The following is a 12,856-nucleotide window of genomic DNA, read 5'->3' on the forward strand; positions in this document are numbered from 1 at the left end:
CACACCACGATCGCCCCGAGCAGCAGCATTCCGCCCTCTGCAATCTCGGAACGTCGGTGCTACGCTCGGCGCCCGTGCGCTCCCTCCTTGTCACAGTCCTCCTCGCTGCCATCGGCTGTACCTCGCCGGACCTTTCGCCGAAGGCTCCCGTGGCGAAGCAACCCGCGCCGGTCGCGGCGCAACCGGCCGCGGCGCAACCGGCCTCGGTGCAACCGGCCGCAGCGCAAAGGCTCTCCGCGGATACGCCGAGCAAGACGGCCGCCGGCCATACCTTCATCGCGCCAGCGGGCTGGTCGCTGCGCGAGAATGGCAATGCGGTGATCCTCGAAGCCCCCGAGGGCGGCTCGTGGATTGCGCTGGTCGACACCCAGGCGAAGGACGCGGAGGCCGCGCTCGCCGAGGCGTGGGCCGCGTATCGGCCGGACGCGAAATGGCCGCTCAGGTCGACCACGCCCACGCAGAACAAACATGGCTGGAAGGACCAGCGGACGTACACGTACCAGACCTCGCCGAACGAGCTTCGTTCGGTCACCGCGCGGACGATGCGGCATGGCGATCAGTGGACCGTGCGGATCTACGACGTGGCGAATGCGGTCGCCGGGAAACGCGAGGCTGAGCTCGCGCTTTTGCTCGACCAGTTCTTGCCGAAAGGCTACGTGCGCGAAACCTTCGCGGGGCGCAAAGCGCATAAGCTCGATGCAGCGCGCGTCGCCGAGCTCGAGGCCTTCATCACCCGGGCCCAGCAGACGCTCTCCGTCCCCGGCATTTCGATCGGCGTGGTGCAAGACGGGGAGGTCGTGTTCGCCGGCGGGTTTGGCGTCCGCGAGCTCGGCAAGCCGGCCAGGGTCGACGCGGACACGACGTACCTCATCGCGTCGAACACCAAGTCGCTCACCACGCTGATGCTCGGGAAGCTGGTCGACGAGGGCAAGCTGAGCTGGGAGACCCCGGTCACCACGCTCTTGCCGGCGTTCAAGCTCGGCGACCCCGACGCCACGAGCAAGGTCCAGGTCAAGCACCTCTTGTGCGCATGTACGGGGCTGCCGCGCCACGATCTCGAGTGGTTGCTCGGCCCCGCGGGCGCGACGCCGGCGCTCGCGCTCACGATTCTCGGCAGGATGCAGCCGACGAGCAAGTTTGGCGAGATGTACCAGTATTCGAACCCCATTGCCGCGGCGGCGGGGCTGGTCGGTGGCCACGTGGCCTTTCCCAAGCTCGAGCTCGGCGCCGCCTACGATCAGGTGATGGCGACGCGCGTCTTCGGGCCGCTCGGAATGACGCGGACGACGCTCGACTTCAAGGTCGCGATGCGTGACAACTACGCGCGGCCGTACGCGTTCGACGTCGACGGCAAGATCGCGCAGGTCGCAATGGCGCTGAACGACCCGATCCGCGCGGTGCGTCCGGCCGGTGGTGCGTGGAGCACCGTCCGGGACCTCCTCAAATACGTGCAAATGGAGCTCGCCAAGGGCGCGCTGCCCGGCGGCAAGCGCTACGTCTCCGAGGCGGTCCTGGCCGCGCGGCAAGCTCCGCAGGTCAAGACCGGCAAGGACTCGTGGTACGGCATGGGGCTCGACGTCGATACCTCCTCGGGAACGCCGATGGTGTTCCATGGCGGCCGGATGCGCGGCTACCGCAGCAACATGGTATGGCTGCCGGAGCACGGAGTCGGGGCGGTGATCCTCACCAACGCAGATTCCGGCAATGTGCTGATGGACGCATTCCCGCGCAAGCTGCTCGAGGTGCTGTTTGATGGCAGGCCCGAGGCAGACGACGCGGTCGTGGTCTCCGCGAAGGCGTCGCAGGAATGGATCGCAGCCTCGCGCAAGCTCCTGACCCTCCCGCCGGATCAGGGCGAGGTCGAGAAGCTCGCGTCGCGTTACCGCAGCGATGTGCTCGGCGAGATCCGGGTGACCAAGACGGGCGACGGCGCGACATTCGATTTCGGCACGTGGAAGGCGCCGATTGCATCGCGCAAGAACCCCGACGGGACGATCACGTTCATCGCGATGGCGCCGAGCTGGTCGCCCGAGTTCGTCGCCTCCGCGCAGGCGGGGCGTAGAACCCTGAAGATTCGCGATGCGCAGCACGAGTACGTGTTCACAGAGAGCGACTGACGCGAGCTTTCCCGACCCCCTTTGCAGAGGCGACGACGCCTGTCCGCAGAGGGTCACGATCCCCTCGCCGAGGGCTCGGACCCTGCCGGGGGTGGGCTGCAACATGCCTGGAGAGAGCTCGGACCCGGTCCGCGGAGGGTTGCAACCCCCTCACAGAGGCGACGACGCCTGTCCGCAGAGGATCACGACCCTCCTCGCAGAGGCGAGGACCCCTGTCCGCAGAGGGTCGCAACCCTCCTCGCAGAGGCTCGGACCCTGTCCGCAGAGGGTCGCAACCCTCCTCGCAGAGGCGAGGACCCCTGTCCGCAGAGGGTCGCAACCCTCCTCGCAGAGGCGAGGACCCCTGTCCGCAGAGGGTCACGACCCCCTTGCCGAGGACTCGGACCCTGTCGGGGGTGGGCTGCAACATGCCTGGAGAGAGCTCGGACCCGACCTGGGGAGGGGTGTGACCCCCTTGCCGAAGGCTCGGACCCTGCTGGGAGAGGATTGCGACAGGCTGGCCGAGGGCTCGGCCCCCTGTCAGGGGAGGGGTGCGACGTCCTTGTCGAGGGGATGACCCCGGTCGGCAGAGGGTGACGCCCCCCTTCCTCCCGGGTCGTCTTCATCGGCGGAAACGCTTTCGCGCGTGCCGCAGCATGCTGCGCACGGCGAAGCCGCCCTCACCGACGGCGGGACCTGCGGCTGTAGACCAGCACGCCGAGGCCGAGGATCCACGCGCCCGTGGCGCCGTAGGTCACGGCGCCGGGGGCCACGACGGAGCAGCTCCCCTCGTCCGTGTTCGGTTGCTCCGTGGAGCCGCCCGTCGAGCTCGCAGCGCCGCCGTTGCCACCGTTGCCACCGTTGCCGCCGTTGCCGCCGTTGCCGCCGTTGCCACCCGTGCCGCCGGCGCCGCCGGTGCCGGACGAGGTCGCGGGCGGGATGTCCGCGCGGGCCGGCAGGGAGAGGGCAAGAGGCGCGAGGATACCCAGGACAAACAAGAATTTACGCATGCGACGAGGAGAGCAGAAACGAACGCGGACGACAAGATCCCGCATGCTGGGCTCCCCTCCCTCCGCGCTTGACAAGCCCCCCGCCCCACGGGCTTTCATGGCCCCCGCCATGCCGAAGAAGCCCGGGAGCCTGCTCACGCTGTCGATGATCGTGAAGGACGAGGCGGCGACGATCGCGCGGACGCTGGCGAGCGCAAAACCCTTCGTGGATCGCTGGGTCGTCCTCGACACGGGCTCGACGGACGGCACCCAGGAGGTGGTTCGTCGCGTTATGGAAGGGGTGCCCGGGGAGCTCTTCGAGGAGCCGTTCGTCGATTTCGCGACGACACGGAATCGCGCGCTCGATCTGGCGGGCGAGGCGACGACGTTCGTGCTCTGGCTCGACGCGGACGACGAGATCGAGAATGGCAAGGCGCTGCGCGTGTTCCTCGAACGGGAGCGGGCGGCCGAGGGGCCCGAGCGCGAGGCGTACTACGTGCGGGTGGCGCTCGGGATCCAGTTCGATTCGCCGCGGATCGTGCGCAGCTCCGCAGGCTGGCGGTTCCGCGGCGTGGTGCACGAGGTGCTGATGCACGACGATCGGCCGCCGCCGAGCCTGCGGGTGCCCGACGTGCGGATCCGGCACGACCGCGGCGAGGTGTCGGCGGAGCGGAGCAAGAAGCGCTGGGAGCGCGACGTGGGGCTGCTCGAACGGTCGCTCGCCGAGGATCCGACGAACGCGCGCGCGGCGTTTTACCTCGCCGAGACGCTGCTCTGGCTCGGCCGATTCCAGGAGGCCGAGGCCGCATTCTCGCGTCGGATCGCGATGGGGGGATGGGCGGAGGAGATCTTCGAGTCGAAGATGGGAATCGCGCGGTGCGGGGTGGGGCAAAACTTGCCCTGGCCGCGGGTGCTCTCGCGCTGGCTCGACGCGCACCTCGCGGCGCCGCACCGGGCCGAGCCGCTCTACGCGATCGCGCTGCACCACGATACGCGCAAGGAGCACGCGCTCACGTACCTCTACGCGCGGCGCGGCGACGAGCTGCCGCTGCCGGTCGAGGACAGGCTCTTCGTGGACGAGGAGGTGTACACGTGGAAGATGGCCGATCTCGTGGCCTCGTCCGCCTACTTCCTCGGGGCGTTCGACGTGGGCGAGGCGGCCGCGCGGAAGGCCGCGAAGGCGCGGCCGAACGACACGCGGCTCCAGCAGAACCTCGCGTTCTACGTGGATCGGCGGCGCAAGCCTTCGCGGTAGCGGACGGGGGCGGCGTCATGCGAGCATGGCCAGCCTCGGAGCTTGGCCATGACGAAACGCGCTTTCCCCCGCATCAAGACCCCTGCTCTCCTCGCTTTCGCGCTCGCCGCCGCGCCCGCCCTCGCGTGGGCGTGGGAGCCGATGATCGTGCAATACGATCCGCTGATCCGCATGCCGGGGACGCAGCCGCGGGCGGAGATGGCGATCGAGCCGCCCTCGCAGTGCCTCGGCTGTCACGCGGGGTATGCGCCGGCGATCGAGCCGGGGTTCGGGTGGAAAGGGTCGATGATGGGGCAGGCGGCGCGGGACCCGTTTTTCTGGGCCGCGCTGACGGTCGCCGCGCAGGACTCGATATGGGCGCTCGGCAACCCGAACGGGACCGATATCTGCCTGCGTTGCCACATGCCGAAGGGGTGGCTGGAGCTACGGAGTGATCCGACGAACGGCCAGGCGATGGGCGACGCCGATTTCGACGGCGTGCAATGCGATTTCTGCCACCGCATGGTGGACCCGTTCTTCGAGGACACGTTCCAGGGGACGCGCGAGGGGAGCGACTGGGCGGGGTACTGGGACGAGACGAACATGAGCGGGTCGATGTCGTCGGTCGGGGCGGAGAAGGCGCGCGAGGCGGACATCGTGCAGTCGCAGTCGCACACGCTCTTCAATGGGACTCCGATGTTCGGCGCGGATCATCGGCCCGTGCGCGCGACGTACCTGGAGAACGGGGCGGGGCAATATTACGTGAGCGACAAGCCGGAGCGGCGCGGCTCGTTCGCGGACGCGCAGGCGTTCCACCCGATGCAGTACAGCCGCTATCACAAGAGCAAGTATTACTGCGGGACGTGCCACGACGTGTCGAACCCGGTGCTCGCCAACATGGGGGCGAAGGGCACGATGCCGAACGACGGGACGACGGTGCTGCCGACGGAGACCCAGCCGCCGGCCGAGTATTCGCATGTCGAGCGGACGTGGTCGGAGTTCATGCTGAGCGATTACGGGCTGCCCGGCGGCGCGCCGGGCGTGGGGCCGTATGCGCCGGGCGTGTTCGAGACGGGGCAGCCGGGCAATACGATCGCGTCGTGCCAGGATTGCCACATGCCGGACGGCGTGGGCGCGGGGGCGTCGATCGTCGGGTCCGTGATTCGACCGACGGACAGCGTGGAGCATCCTTCGAGCGGGCAGCCTTTGCACGATCTCACGGGCGGCAATGCGCTCGTGCCGTGGCTGCTCGCGAGCACGGTGCCGTCGTCGACGAACTACGACGCGACGAACGCGGCGCTGCTCGGGCAAGGCGCGGCGGCGCTGACGCTCTCGCTCGACGAGGGGACGAGGCTCGACGCAGGGGCGCTGCTCGCAGGGTCGAACCGCGCGAAATGGACGCTCGGCCGCGCGGCGACGATTCTCTCGCTGGCCTACGACCCGCTGAGCGGCGCGACGTCGTTCCGGGTCCGGAACAACACGGGGCACAAGCTCATCACGGGGTATCCCGAGGGCCGGCGCATGTTCCTCAACGTGCGGGTGTTCGACGGGGATACGATGCTCCACGAGGTGAACCCGTACGACGACGGCGTGGGCACGCTCCGCGGGCTCGATCCCGCGCACGCGCCGTCGAGCCCGCCGCTCGGAGCGAACGAGACCCACGACGAGGGGCTCGTCTACGAGGTGAAGATGGCGAGTTCGTTGACGGGACAGACGAAATCGTTCCATTTCCTCCTCGGGACGGAGCGGTCGAAGGACAACCGCATCCCGCCGAAGGGATTCCGGATCGCCGAGGCCGACAAGCGCCTGTCCGAGCCGGTCTGGGAGGGGTCGGTCGCGCCCGGGCTATTCTCGGCGGAGGAGTACACGGGCGGTTATGACGACGTGAGCTTGACGTTGCCGGCGGGCGGGAGCCGCGTGGAGGTGCGGCTCTATTACCAGACGACGAGCCGCGAATACGTGGAGTTCTTGCGGGACGAGATCCTCGGGACGGGGACGTCGCTCGCGAGCCCGACGCCCTCGGGGGAGCCCACGGCGTACATCGCGCAGACGGACCCGTTCTTCGGGCAGCTCCGGGCCTGGGGCGATACGATCTGGCAGCTCTGGGAGCACAACAAGGACGTGCCGGGCGCGGCGCCGATCGAGATGACGCGGGCCGAGATCGTGGTGAAGGACATCTGTCAGGACGTCGGCGCGAGCGACGGAATGGCCTGCGCCGACGGCGACGCCTGCACGACGGGCGAGGCGTGCGCGGGGGGCGCGTGCGCGGGGGGAAGGGCCACGAGCTGCGACGACGGGAACCTTTGCACGGACGATGCATGTGATCCGCAGCTCGGCTGCAAGCACACGGCGAATACGGTCGGGTGCAACGACAACAATGCGTGCACGCTCGACGACGGCTGCGCGTTTGGGGTCTGCACGGGCCGGCTGAGGGTCTGCGTGGACGGCGATCCGTGCACGGCCGATTCGTGTGATCCGCAAGCGGGCTGCCAGTACGTGCCGATCCCCGATTGCGGGAGCGGCGGGGCGGGCGGCAGCGGCGGCGCCGGTGGAAGCGGTGGCGCGGGCGGCGCGGGTGGCAGCGGTGGCGCAGGCGGAGGCGGCGGCGCGGGCGGGAGTGGAGGCGCGGGTGGCAGCGGCGGCGCGCCGACGACGCCGCCGGACGAGGGCGGCTGCGATTGCCGGGCCGCCGGGCGCGAGGCGGGCGCGGCGGGCGGGCTCGGGGTCCTCGCTGGAATGGCGTTGATGGGGATGCGGCGCCGCAGGCGGAGGGGCTGACCGGGCCCTTCGTTCGACGAGGGCGCCCAGCACGCTCCGTGCATCCCCCCGTGTGGCGCGGCATTCGCCGTGTGCACGGGGGTATCGATGAAGCAGGCGCTCCTCGTCCTCGCAGGCGTCCTCATCCTGGTGCTCGTGGTCGCGGGCGCAGGAATCAGCACGTACAATCGGCTCGTTTCGCTCGATCAGGCGGTCGAGCAGCAATGGGCGCAGGTCGAGAACGTCTACCAGCGGCGCCTCGATCTCGTACCGAACCTCGTCGAGACCGTCCGCGGCGCGGCGAATTTCGAGCGGGATACGTTCGTCCAGGTGGCCGATGCGCGGACCCGCGCCGCGGCCGTGACGGGCGGCGGCATGCAAGCGGGCGGCGGGGCCGCGAACGCGACCGAGAATCCTGCCGCGATGGAGCAATTCCAGGCCGCGCAGGATCAACTCTCGTCGGCGCTGGGTCGCCTGTTCGTGGTCGTCGAGCGATATCCCGAGCTGTCGGCGACGCAGAACTTCCGGGATCTCCAGGCGCAGCTCGAGGGGACCGAGAATCGAATCGCCGTCGAGCGCATGCGGTACAACGAGGTGGCGCGGGAGTTCAACACGACGCGCAGCCGCTTCCCGACGACGCTCATCGCCGACATGTTCGGGGATCGCTTCGACACGAAGACGTATTTCCGGGCCACGGGCGGCGCCGAGCGGCCGCCGGCCGTGCAGTTCTGACCGGACAGCCATGATTCGCGCCGTCACGTTCCTCGTCCTCGCCGCGTGGCTTTCGTTCGTCGGGCTCGCGCGGGGGCAAGCCGCGCCGATTCCCCCGGCGCCGACCGAGCACGTCACGGATACCGTGGGGCTGCTGTCGCCCGAGACGAGGCATCGGCTCGACGAGCGCCTCGCGCAATACGAGCGGCAGACGGGGCACCAGGTCGTGGTGTGGATCGGCGATTCGATCGGGGGTGCGGCGCTCGACGATTGGGCGGTGCGGACGTTCGAGGCATGGGGGGTCGGGCGGAAGGGGCTCGATGACGGGCTCGTGATGTTCGTCCTGGCCAAGGACCGGAAGATCGACATCGAAGTGGGGTATGGGCTGGAGGATCGCGTGCCGGACGCGATCGCCTCACGGATCATCCGGGAGGTGATGGCGCCGCGGCTTCAGGCAGGAGATCCGAACGGCGCCGTCGACGCGGGCGTGTCGGCGTTGCTGCAAGCGATCGAGGGCCGCGCGTTCGCGCCCGAGCCCGGGCCGGGGCACACGACGCAGCCGGAGGCGAAGCGGGGGCACGAGCTTGTCTGGATTGGCGTGGCCGTGGTGGCGTTTTTGGTGTTGTTCGCGGTGAATCCGTCGCTCGCGCTCACCATTTTGTGGTTCCTCATGCGCGGAGGTCGCGGAGGAGGAGGCGGCGGTGGGGATGGCGGCGGGTTCTCCGGCGGCGGAGGTCGCTCGGGGGGCGGCGGGGCGCGCGGAGGCTGGTAAAAGAGGGCGAATCAGACGAGGTCGAAGATTCCAATGTCGGGAGGCGCGAAGGCGCGGAGGGGGATCTCGACGCCGCCGAGGCCACGGGAGACGAAGAGGGTGGTGCCTTCGACCTGATGCACGCCGTGCGGGAAACGGCGCGCGAGGCGGCCGCCGGGGACGATGAGGGGAATGCCGCCGGGGAGCGCGACCTGGCCGCCGTGGGTATGGCCGCAGAGATAAAGCAGGGCGCCGCGGCCGCGGGCATGGCGGAAGCCGCCGGGCGCATGGCAAACGGTGACGACGAGCGGCGCGCCCTCGACCGCGGCAAAGGCGCGTTCGCCGTCCGGGTTGCCGGTCCAGGGGTCGTCGAGGCCGACGACGGCGAGGTCGTCGAGGCGGGCGGCCGCATTGACGAGGACGGCGGCGCCGGCGCGGGCGAGGGCGTCTTCGAGGAGGGAATGGTTCGTCCAGAGGTCGTGATTGCCGAGGACGGCGACCTTGAGGCGCGCGGGGACGGCGCGGACGCGGGCTTCGAGCTCGCGGGCGCGGGCGGGGGTGGCGTCGAGGAAGACGTAATCACCGCCGAGGACGAGGACGTCGGGGCGCGCGTCGCAAAGGAGGCGAAAGGCCTCGTCGAGGGTGCGCGGGGAGGTGGTGGGGCCGAGGTGGAGGTCGGAGGCGAATGCGATACGCAAGGGGGAAGGTCGCGGCGCGGGGAGCGGGATGCGCCGGTGGACGACACGCACGGCGGAGGCGACGGGCAAACGGCCCCAGGCGCGCGCAGGCCAATCGCCATGAAAGAGGACACGGAGCGTCGATTCCACGACCCCACGCGCAGCAGAGTAATGGAGGCCGCGGCCGGCAGGGGCGATGTGCATGCAGCGAGGAGACCACGCGTCGCTGGAGGTCGAGGGGAGAGAGGGTGGCGGTTCGGTGGAGTTTTGAGGGATTGACGCCGATTGTATTGCATGCGCTTCATGGGTGCATGAACCGACGATTTTCTTGGATGGCAGGGCTCGTGATTGCGATGGCCGCGTGCCTCGCGGCATGCGGAGACGGCGGCGGGAGCGGGAACGGCGGCGCGGGCGGAGATGGGAACGGCGGCGCAGGCGGGAGCGGCGGCGCGGGTGGAGATGGGAACGGCGGCGCGGGCGGGGCCGGCGGCGGAGGCGGGATGGCGGGGCCCGCGTGCACGGCGGAGCAGGACAAGGTCGTGCTCGGATCGTGGCCTTGGCTCGGGTTCGAGGATCCGACGCCGGATCTGACGAACGGAGCGCAGGCGACGGTGGCGGCGGTGGATGCGCTCGGAATGGAGCTCGCCTTCGATGCGGGAGGGATGCCCGCGCGGTTCGCCTGGGAGGGCGCGAATCTCGGGGAGGTGTTCGCCGCGGGGGATGTGGTGACGGCGAAGCGGGACAATCAATCCTATCTGGTGAGCGGCGCGAAAGGGCAAGCCGTGGCGATGCGGTACGCGAACGCGGAGATCCCGGCGATGTTGCCGGCGATCCCGGGCGGCGGGCCGCAGCTCTCGATCGTGGTCGAATGCGTGAATCAGCAGAAGAAAGATTGTCCGGAGACGGAGGTCCGGACGTTGTATTCGGTGAATGCCTTGGCCGGGATGGACGAGGAGCAGATCCCGAGCGGCGGGACGGCACAGGTGGGGGACTGGAAGATCCACCACGTGAAGACGACATTCGTCGAGCTCTACACGGGGATGGAGTGCACGTCGGAGAAGTTCTTCGACGGGATGGTGCAGGCGCTCGAGGTGAAGCCCTGAAGGTCAGGGAAGGTCGATCGCGAAGCGCACGGCGGCCGGTTCGTCGCCGTGGCGGCCCTCGCGGACGCCGGCGTGGAGGCGGACGGCCTCGATTTCGTCCTGAAACCCGCCATGGCAGCCGCGCGTGTTGTCGGGAATGGCGCGTGGATGCCAGGCGATCGCGTCGTCAGGCGCGCCGGCATAACCCTCGTGCCAGGCATCGGCGACGAATTCGAGGCCGGTCTGGAGCAGGTCGATGCCAAAGGCATTGGGGCGGGGCGAGGCGTCACGGGTCGGATCGAGCGCGAGCGAGATGGATGCCGGGGGATCCCGAAGCCAGGCGCGGGCGCCTCCCTCGCGCGCGATCCATTCCCATTCGGCCTCGGAGAGGAGGCGGAAGCCGAGCACGCCGCGGAGCTCGGCCGCGAGGCGCGGCGTGAAGGGGACGGGCGTGTCGGAAGGGACGTATCCCTCGTCGTCGCCGGGGTACATGTCGGCGAGGCGCGCATGGGCGAGGCGATCGGTGACGGGCAGGAGCGCGCAAAGGAAGGGACGGACGTGGACGCGGCGCGGCGGCTGCGTCGACCAGCGCACGAGGTCGCGCGCCTCGTCGGCGCGGCCGAGGGGAGCATACAGGGCGGTGATCTCGCCCATCTCGGTGTCGGACAACCCCATCACGAACGTGCCGCCGGGAATGGCGACGAATCGCAATTCCGTGGGCCGGTGCAGGACCGTGGGCAAGCCGGCGGCGCCCACGAGCGTATCGCCGGGCGCAAAGGCCCGGCCGAGGCCCTCGGCCATCGCGGCGGCGAGGGCGAGGCGTGCGCTGGGCGCAAGCGCGGCGAGCGCGCCCTGCGTGGCGAGCGGCGCGAAGAGGGGACCGAGGGGACGGCCGTAGGCGGAGGAGGCGAGCGTCATCGGAGCACGGGTGCGTGTAACACACCCAGGTAGCGAAGGAAACGGCGCGGTCAGGCGCGGCGGAGCTTGCCGCGGTCGATCTTGCCGAGGTGGGTGCGAGGCAAGGCGTCGACGAGGAAGACCTCGCGCGGGGCCTTGTAGGGCTCGAGTTTTTCCCTGACGAACGTTTTGAGCTCCTCGTCGAGGCCGGGCCGGTTTTCCCGCGGGAGGACATAGGCGTGGGGCTTCGTGAGCCCATGGTCGTCGGCGACGCCGACGACGGCGCACTCCGCGACGGCCGGGTGGCGGAGCAGGCAGTTCTCCACCTCGGCGGGGGCGAGCCATTTGCCGCCGACCTTGAGCATGTCGTCGCCGCGGCCGCAGTACGTGAAGTATCCGTCCGCGTCCTTGCGGAGCATGTCGCCGGAGACGTACCACTCGCCGCGGAAGACACGTTTCGTCTTTTCCATCTCGTGCCAGTAGCCAATCGCGCGGGAATTTCCGCGCACCCAGAGCCAGCCGACCTCGCCGTCCGGCACTTCACGGCCGTCGTCGTCGGCGACCTTGACCTCGAAGCCGGGGACGACCTTGCCGAGGGTGCCCGGACGAACGTCGCCGGGGCGGTTCGTGAGGAAGATGTGCCACATCTCGGCGGTGCCGAGGCCGTCGCAGAGCTCGACGCCAAAGGCCTTTTTCCAGCGGTCGTAGAGCTCGACGGGCAGGGCCTCGCCCGCGGAGGTCGCGACGCGCAGGCAGGAGAGGTCCTGCGCGGCGGCGTCGGGGTGCGAGACCATGTGATTTATCATGGTGGGGACATTGATGAGGATCGTCGGGCGGTGCTTCGTGATCTGCTGGAAGAGGGCCTCGGCCGTACAGCGCTCGGGGAAGAGAATGCAGCTCCCGCCGACGGAGAACGGAAAGAGGAGGTTGCAGCCGGTGGCATAACCGAAATAAAGCTTGGGGACGGAGAGGGTGCGGTCGTCGGGGCCGTACCCGAGGACGCGTTTGCCGAAGAGCTCGGTGGTGTTGACGAACGAGGCGTGGGTCTGGACGGCCGCCTTGGGCCTGCCGGTGGTGCCGCCGGAGAAGATCCATATCGCGGCGTCGTCACGGTGGCTCGGGAAGAGGTCGATCGTCTCCGGCACGCCCGCGGCGAGGGCCTCGAAGGAGGCATGCGGGGCCGCGTCTTCCGCGCCGACGACGAGGATGCGGCGGAGGTGCCGCGCGCCCTTCGAGGCCTCGACGAACGCGGCGAGGTGCTCGGCATGGACGACCGCGACGGGGGCGCGGGTGTATTCGTAGAAATAAGCGATCTCGTCGGGCCTGAGGTGGCAATTCACCATGACGACGACGCCGCCGAGGGCGAGCGTGCCGAAGAAGGCGCCGGCAAACTCGGGAATGTCGGGGAGGGCGACGATGACGCGCTCCTCGGGACGCACGCCGAGACCCCGGAGGACGTGGCCGAAGCGCGCCGCGAGGCGATCGACGTCGGCGTACGTGAGGCGCCGATCCCCCGCGAGGAGGGCGACCCGATCGCCGTGGCCCTCACGCAGGCGGGCGCGGAGGAACCAGTCGGCCATGTTGAGGTCTTCGGGGATCTCGAAGGGTCGCTCCATGGGCGGGATGGTGCGACGAGGGGGCGCGGGCAAGCAAGCGGTTTCG

The 12,856-nt window shown here is 69.7% G+C and carries 10 protein-coding genes; 6 read left to right on the top strand and 4 right to left on the bottom strand.

All coding sequences use genetic code 11. The annotated features are described in order from the left end of the window. Positions 1-74 precede the first annotated feature (74 nt). The gene (locus tag QHF89_RS22915; RefSeq protein WP_284720827.1) at positions 75-2,117 is read left to right on the top strand and encodes a serine hydrolase domain-containing protein; all 2,043 of its coding nucleotides are present in this window, start codon (positions 75-77) and stop codon (positions 2,115-2,117) included. 659 nt (positions 2,118-2,776) lie between these two features. Here QHF89_RS22915 and QHF89_RS22920 read toward each other — a convergent pair. Beyond that, positions 2,777-3,106 (bottom strand): hypothetical protein, encoded by a 330-nt coding sequence (locus QHF89_RS22920; RefSeq protein ID WP_284720828.1) that lies wholly within the window; start codon positions 3,104-3,106, stop codon positions 2,777-2,779. A 109-nt stretch (positions 3,107-3,215) separates the two neighbouring features. On the opposite strand from QHF89_RS22920, the gene QHF89_RS22925 reads away from it, so the two are divergent. From QHF89_RS22925 to QHF89_RS22940, 4 genes are all read left to right on the top strand, one after another. After that, the gene (locus QHF89_RS22925; protein ID WP_284720829.1) at positions 3,216-4,340 is read left to right on the top strand and encodes a glycosyltransferase; all 1,125 of its coding nucleotides are present in this window, start codon (positions 3,216-3,218) and stop codon (positions 4,338-4,340) included. Between the two features lie 48 nt (positions 4,341-4,388). Beyond that, entirely contained in the window at positions 4,389-7,097 is a 2,709-nt protein-coding gene (locus tag QHF89_RS22930; protein WP_284720830.1) for an MYXO-CTERM sorting domain-containing protein, read from the top strand. A gap of 87 nt (positions 7,098-7,184) precedes the next feature. Then, positions 7,185-7,808, top strand: a complete 624-nt coding sequence (locus QHF89_RS22935; protein WP_136930122.1) for a LemA family protein — start codon at positions 7,185-7,187, stop codon at positions 7,806-7,808. Between the two features lie 10 nt (positions 7,809-7,818). After that, positions 7,819-8,559, top strand: a complete 741-nt coding sequence (locus QHF89_RS22940) for a TPM domain-containing protein (protein WP_211365384.1) — start codon at positions 7,819-7,821, stop codon at positions 8,557-8,559. Positions 8,560-8,570: 11 nt separating this feature from the next. On the opposite strand, the gene QHF89_RS22945 is transcribed toward QHF89_RS22940, so the two are convergent. After that, positions 8,571-9,419: a metallophosphoesterase gene (locus tag QHF89_RS22945; RefSeq protein ID WP_284720831.1), complete on the bottom strand. Its 849-nt coding sequence runs from the start codon at positions 9,417-9,419 to the stop codon at positions 8,571-8,573. 128 nt (positions 9,420-9,547) lie between these two features. Between QHF89_RS22945 and QHF89_RS22950 the strand changes: the two genes are divergently transcribed. Further along, entirely contained in the window at positions 9,548-10,318 is a 771-nt protein-coding gene (locus QHF89_RS22950) for a hypothetical protein (protein WP_284720832.1), read from the top strand. 3 nt (positions 10,319-10,321) lie between these two features. Here the strand turns inward: QHF89_RS22950 and QHF89_RS22955 are convergent, their stop codons facing one another. Further along, complete coding sequence (locus QHF89_RS22955) at positions 10,322-11,215, bottom strand: formylglycine-generating enzyme family protein (protein WP_136968162.1); 894 nt, start codon at positions 11,213-11,215, stop codon at positions 10,322-10,324. Between the two features lie 50 nt (positions 11,216-11,265). Next, positions 11,266-12,810: a benzoate-CoA ligase family protein gene (locus tag QHF89_RS22960; protein WP_136968161.1), complete on the bottom strand. Its 1,545-nt coding sequence runs from the start codon at positions 12,808-12,810 to the stop codon at positions 11,266-11,268. Positions 12,811-12,856 lie beyond the last annotated feature (46 nt).

The sequence above is a fragment of the Polyangium sorediatum genome (assembly GCF_029946465.1).
In the GTDB taxonomy this organism is placed as follows: Bacteria; Myxococcota_A; Polyangia; order Polyangiales; family Polyangiaceae; genus Polyangium; species Polyangium fumosum.

What these genes read in the sequence shown, in the direction of transcription:
- QHF89_RS22955 (WP_136968162.1), bottom strand. Translation starts at nt 11,215, where the DNA reads ATGACGCTCGCCTCCTCCGCCTACGGCCGTCCCCTCGGTCCCCTCTTC.
- QHF89_RS22920 (WP_284720828.1), bottom strand. Translation starts at nt 3,106, where the DNA reads ATGCGTAAATTCTTGTTTGTCCTGGGTATCCTCGCGCCTCTTGCCCTC.
- QHF89_RS22935 (WP_136930122.1), top strand. Translation starts at nt 7,185, where the DNA reads ATGAAGCAGGCGCTCCTCGTCCTCGCAGGCGTCCTCATCCTGGTGCTC.
- QHF89_RS22940 (WP_211365384.1), top strand. Translation starts at nt 7,819, where the DNA reads ATGATTCGCGCCGTCACGTTCCTCGTCCTCGCCGCGTGGCTTTCGTTC.
- QHF89_RS22945 (WP_284720831.1), bottom strand. Translation starts at nt 9,419, where the DNA reads ATGCACATCGCCCCTGCCGGCCGCGGCCTCCATTACTCTGCTGCGCGT.
- QHF89_RS22930 (WP_284720830.1), top strand. Translation starts at nt 4,389, where the DNA reads ATGACGAAACGCGCTTTCCCCCGCATCAAGACCCCTGCTCTCCTCGCT.
- QHF89_RS22960 (WP_136968161.1), bottom strand. Translation starts at nt 12,810, where the DNA reads ATGGAGCGACCCTTCGAGATCCCCGAAGACCTCAACATGGCCGACTGG.
- QHF89_RS22950 (WP_284720832.1), top strand. Translation starts at nt 9,548, where the DNA reads ATGGCAGGGCTCGTGATTGCGATGGCCGCGTGCCTCGCGGCATGCGGA.
- QHF89_RS22925 (WP_284720829.1), top strand. Translation starts at nt 3,216, where the DNA reads ATGCCGAAGAAGCCCGGGAGCCTGCTCACGCTGTCGATGATCGTGAAG.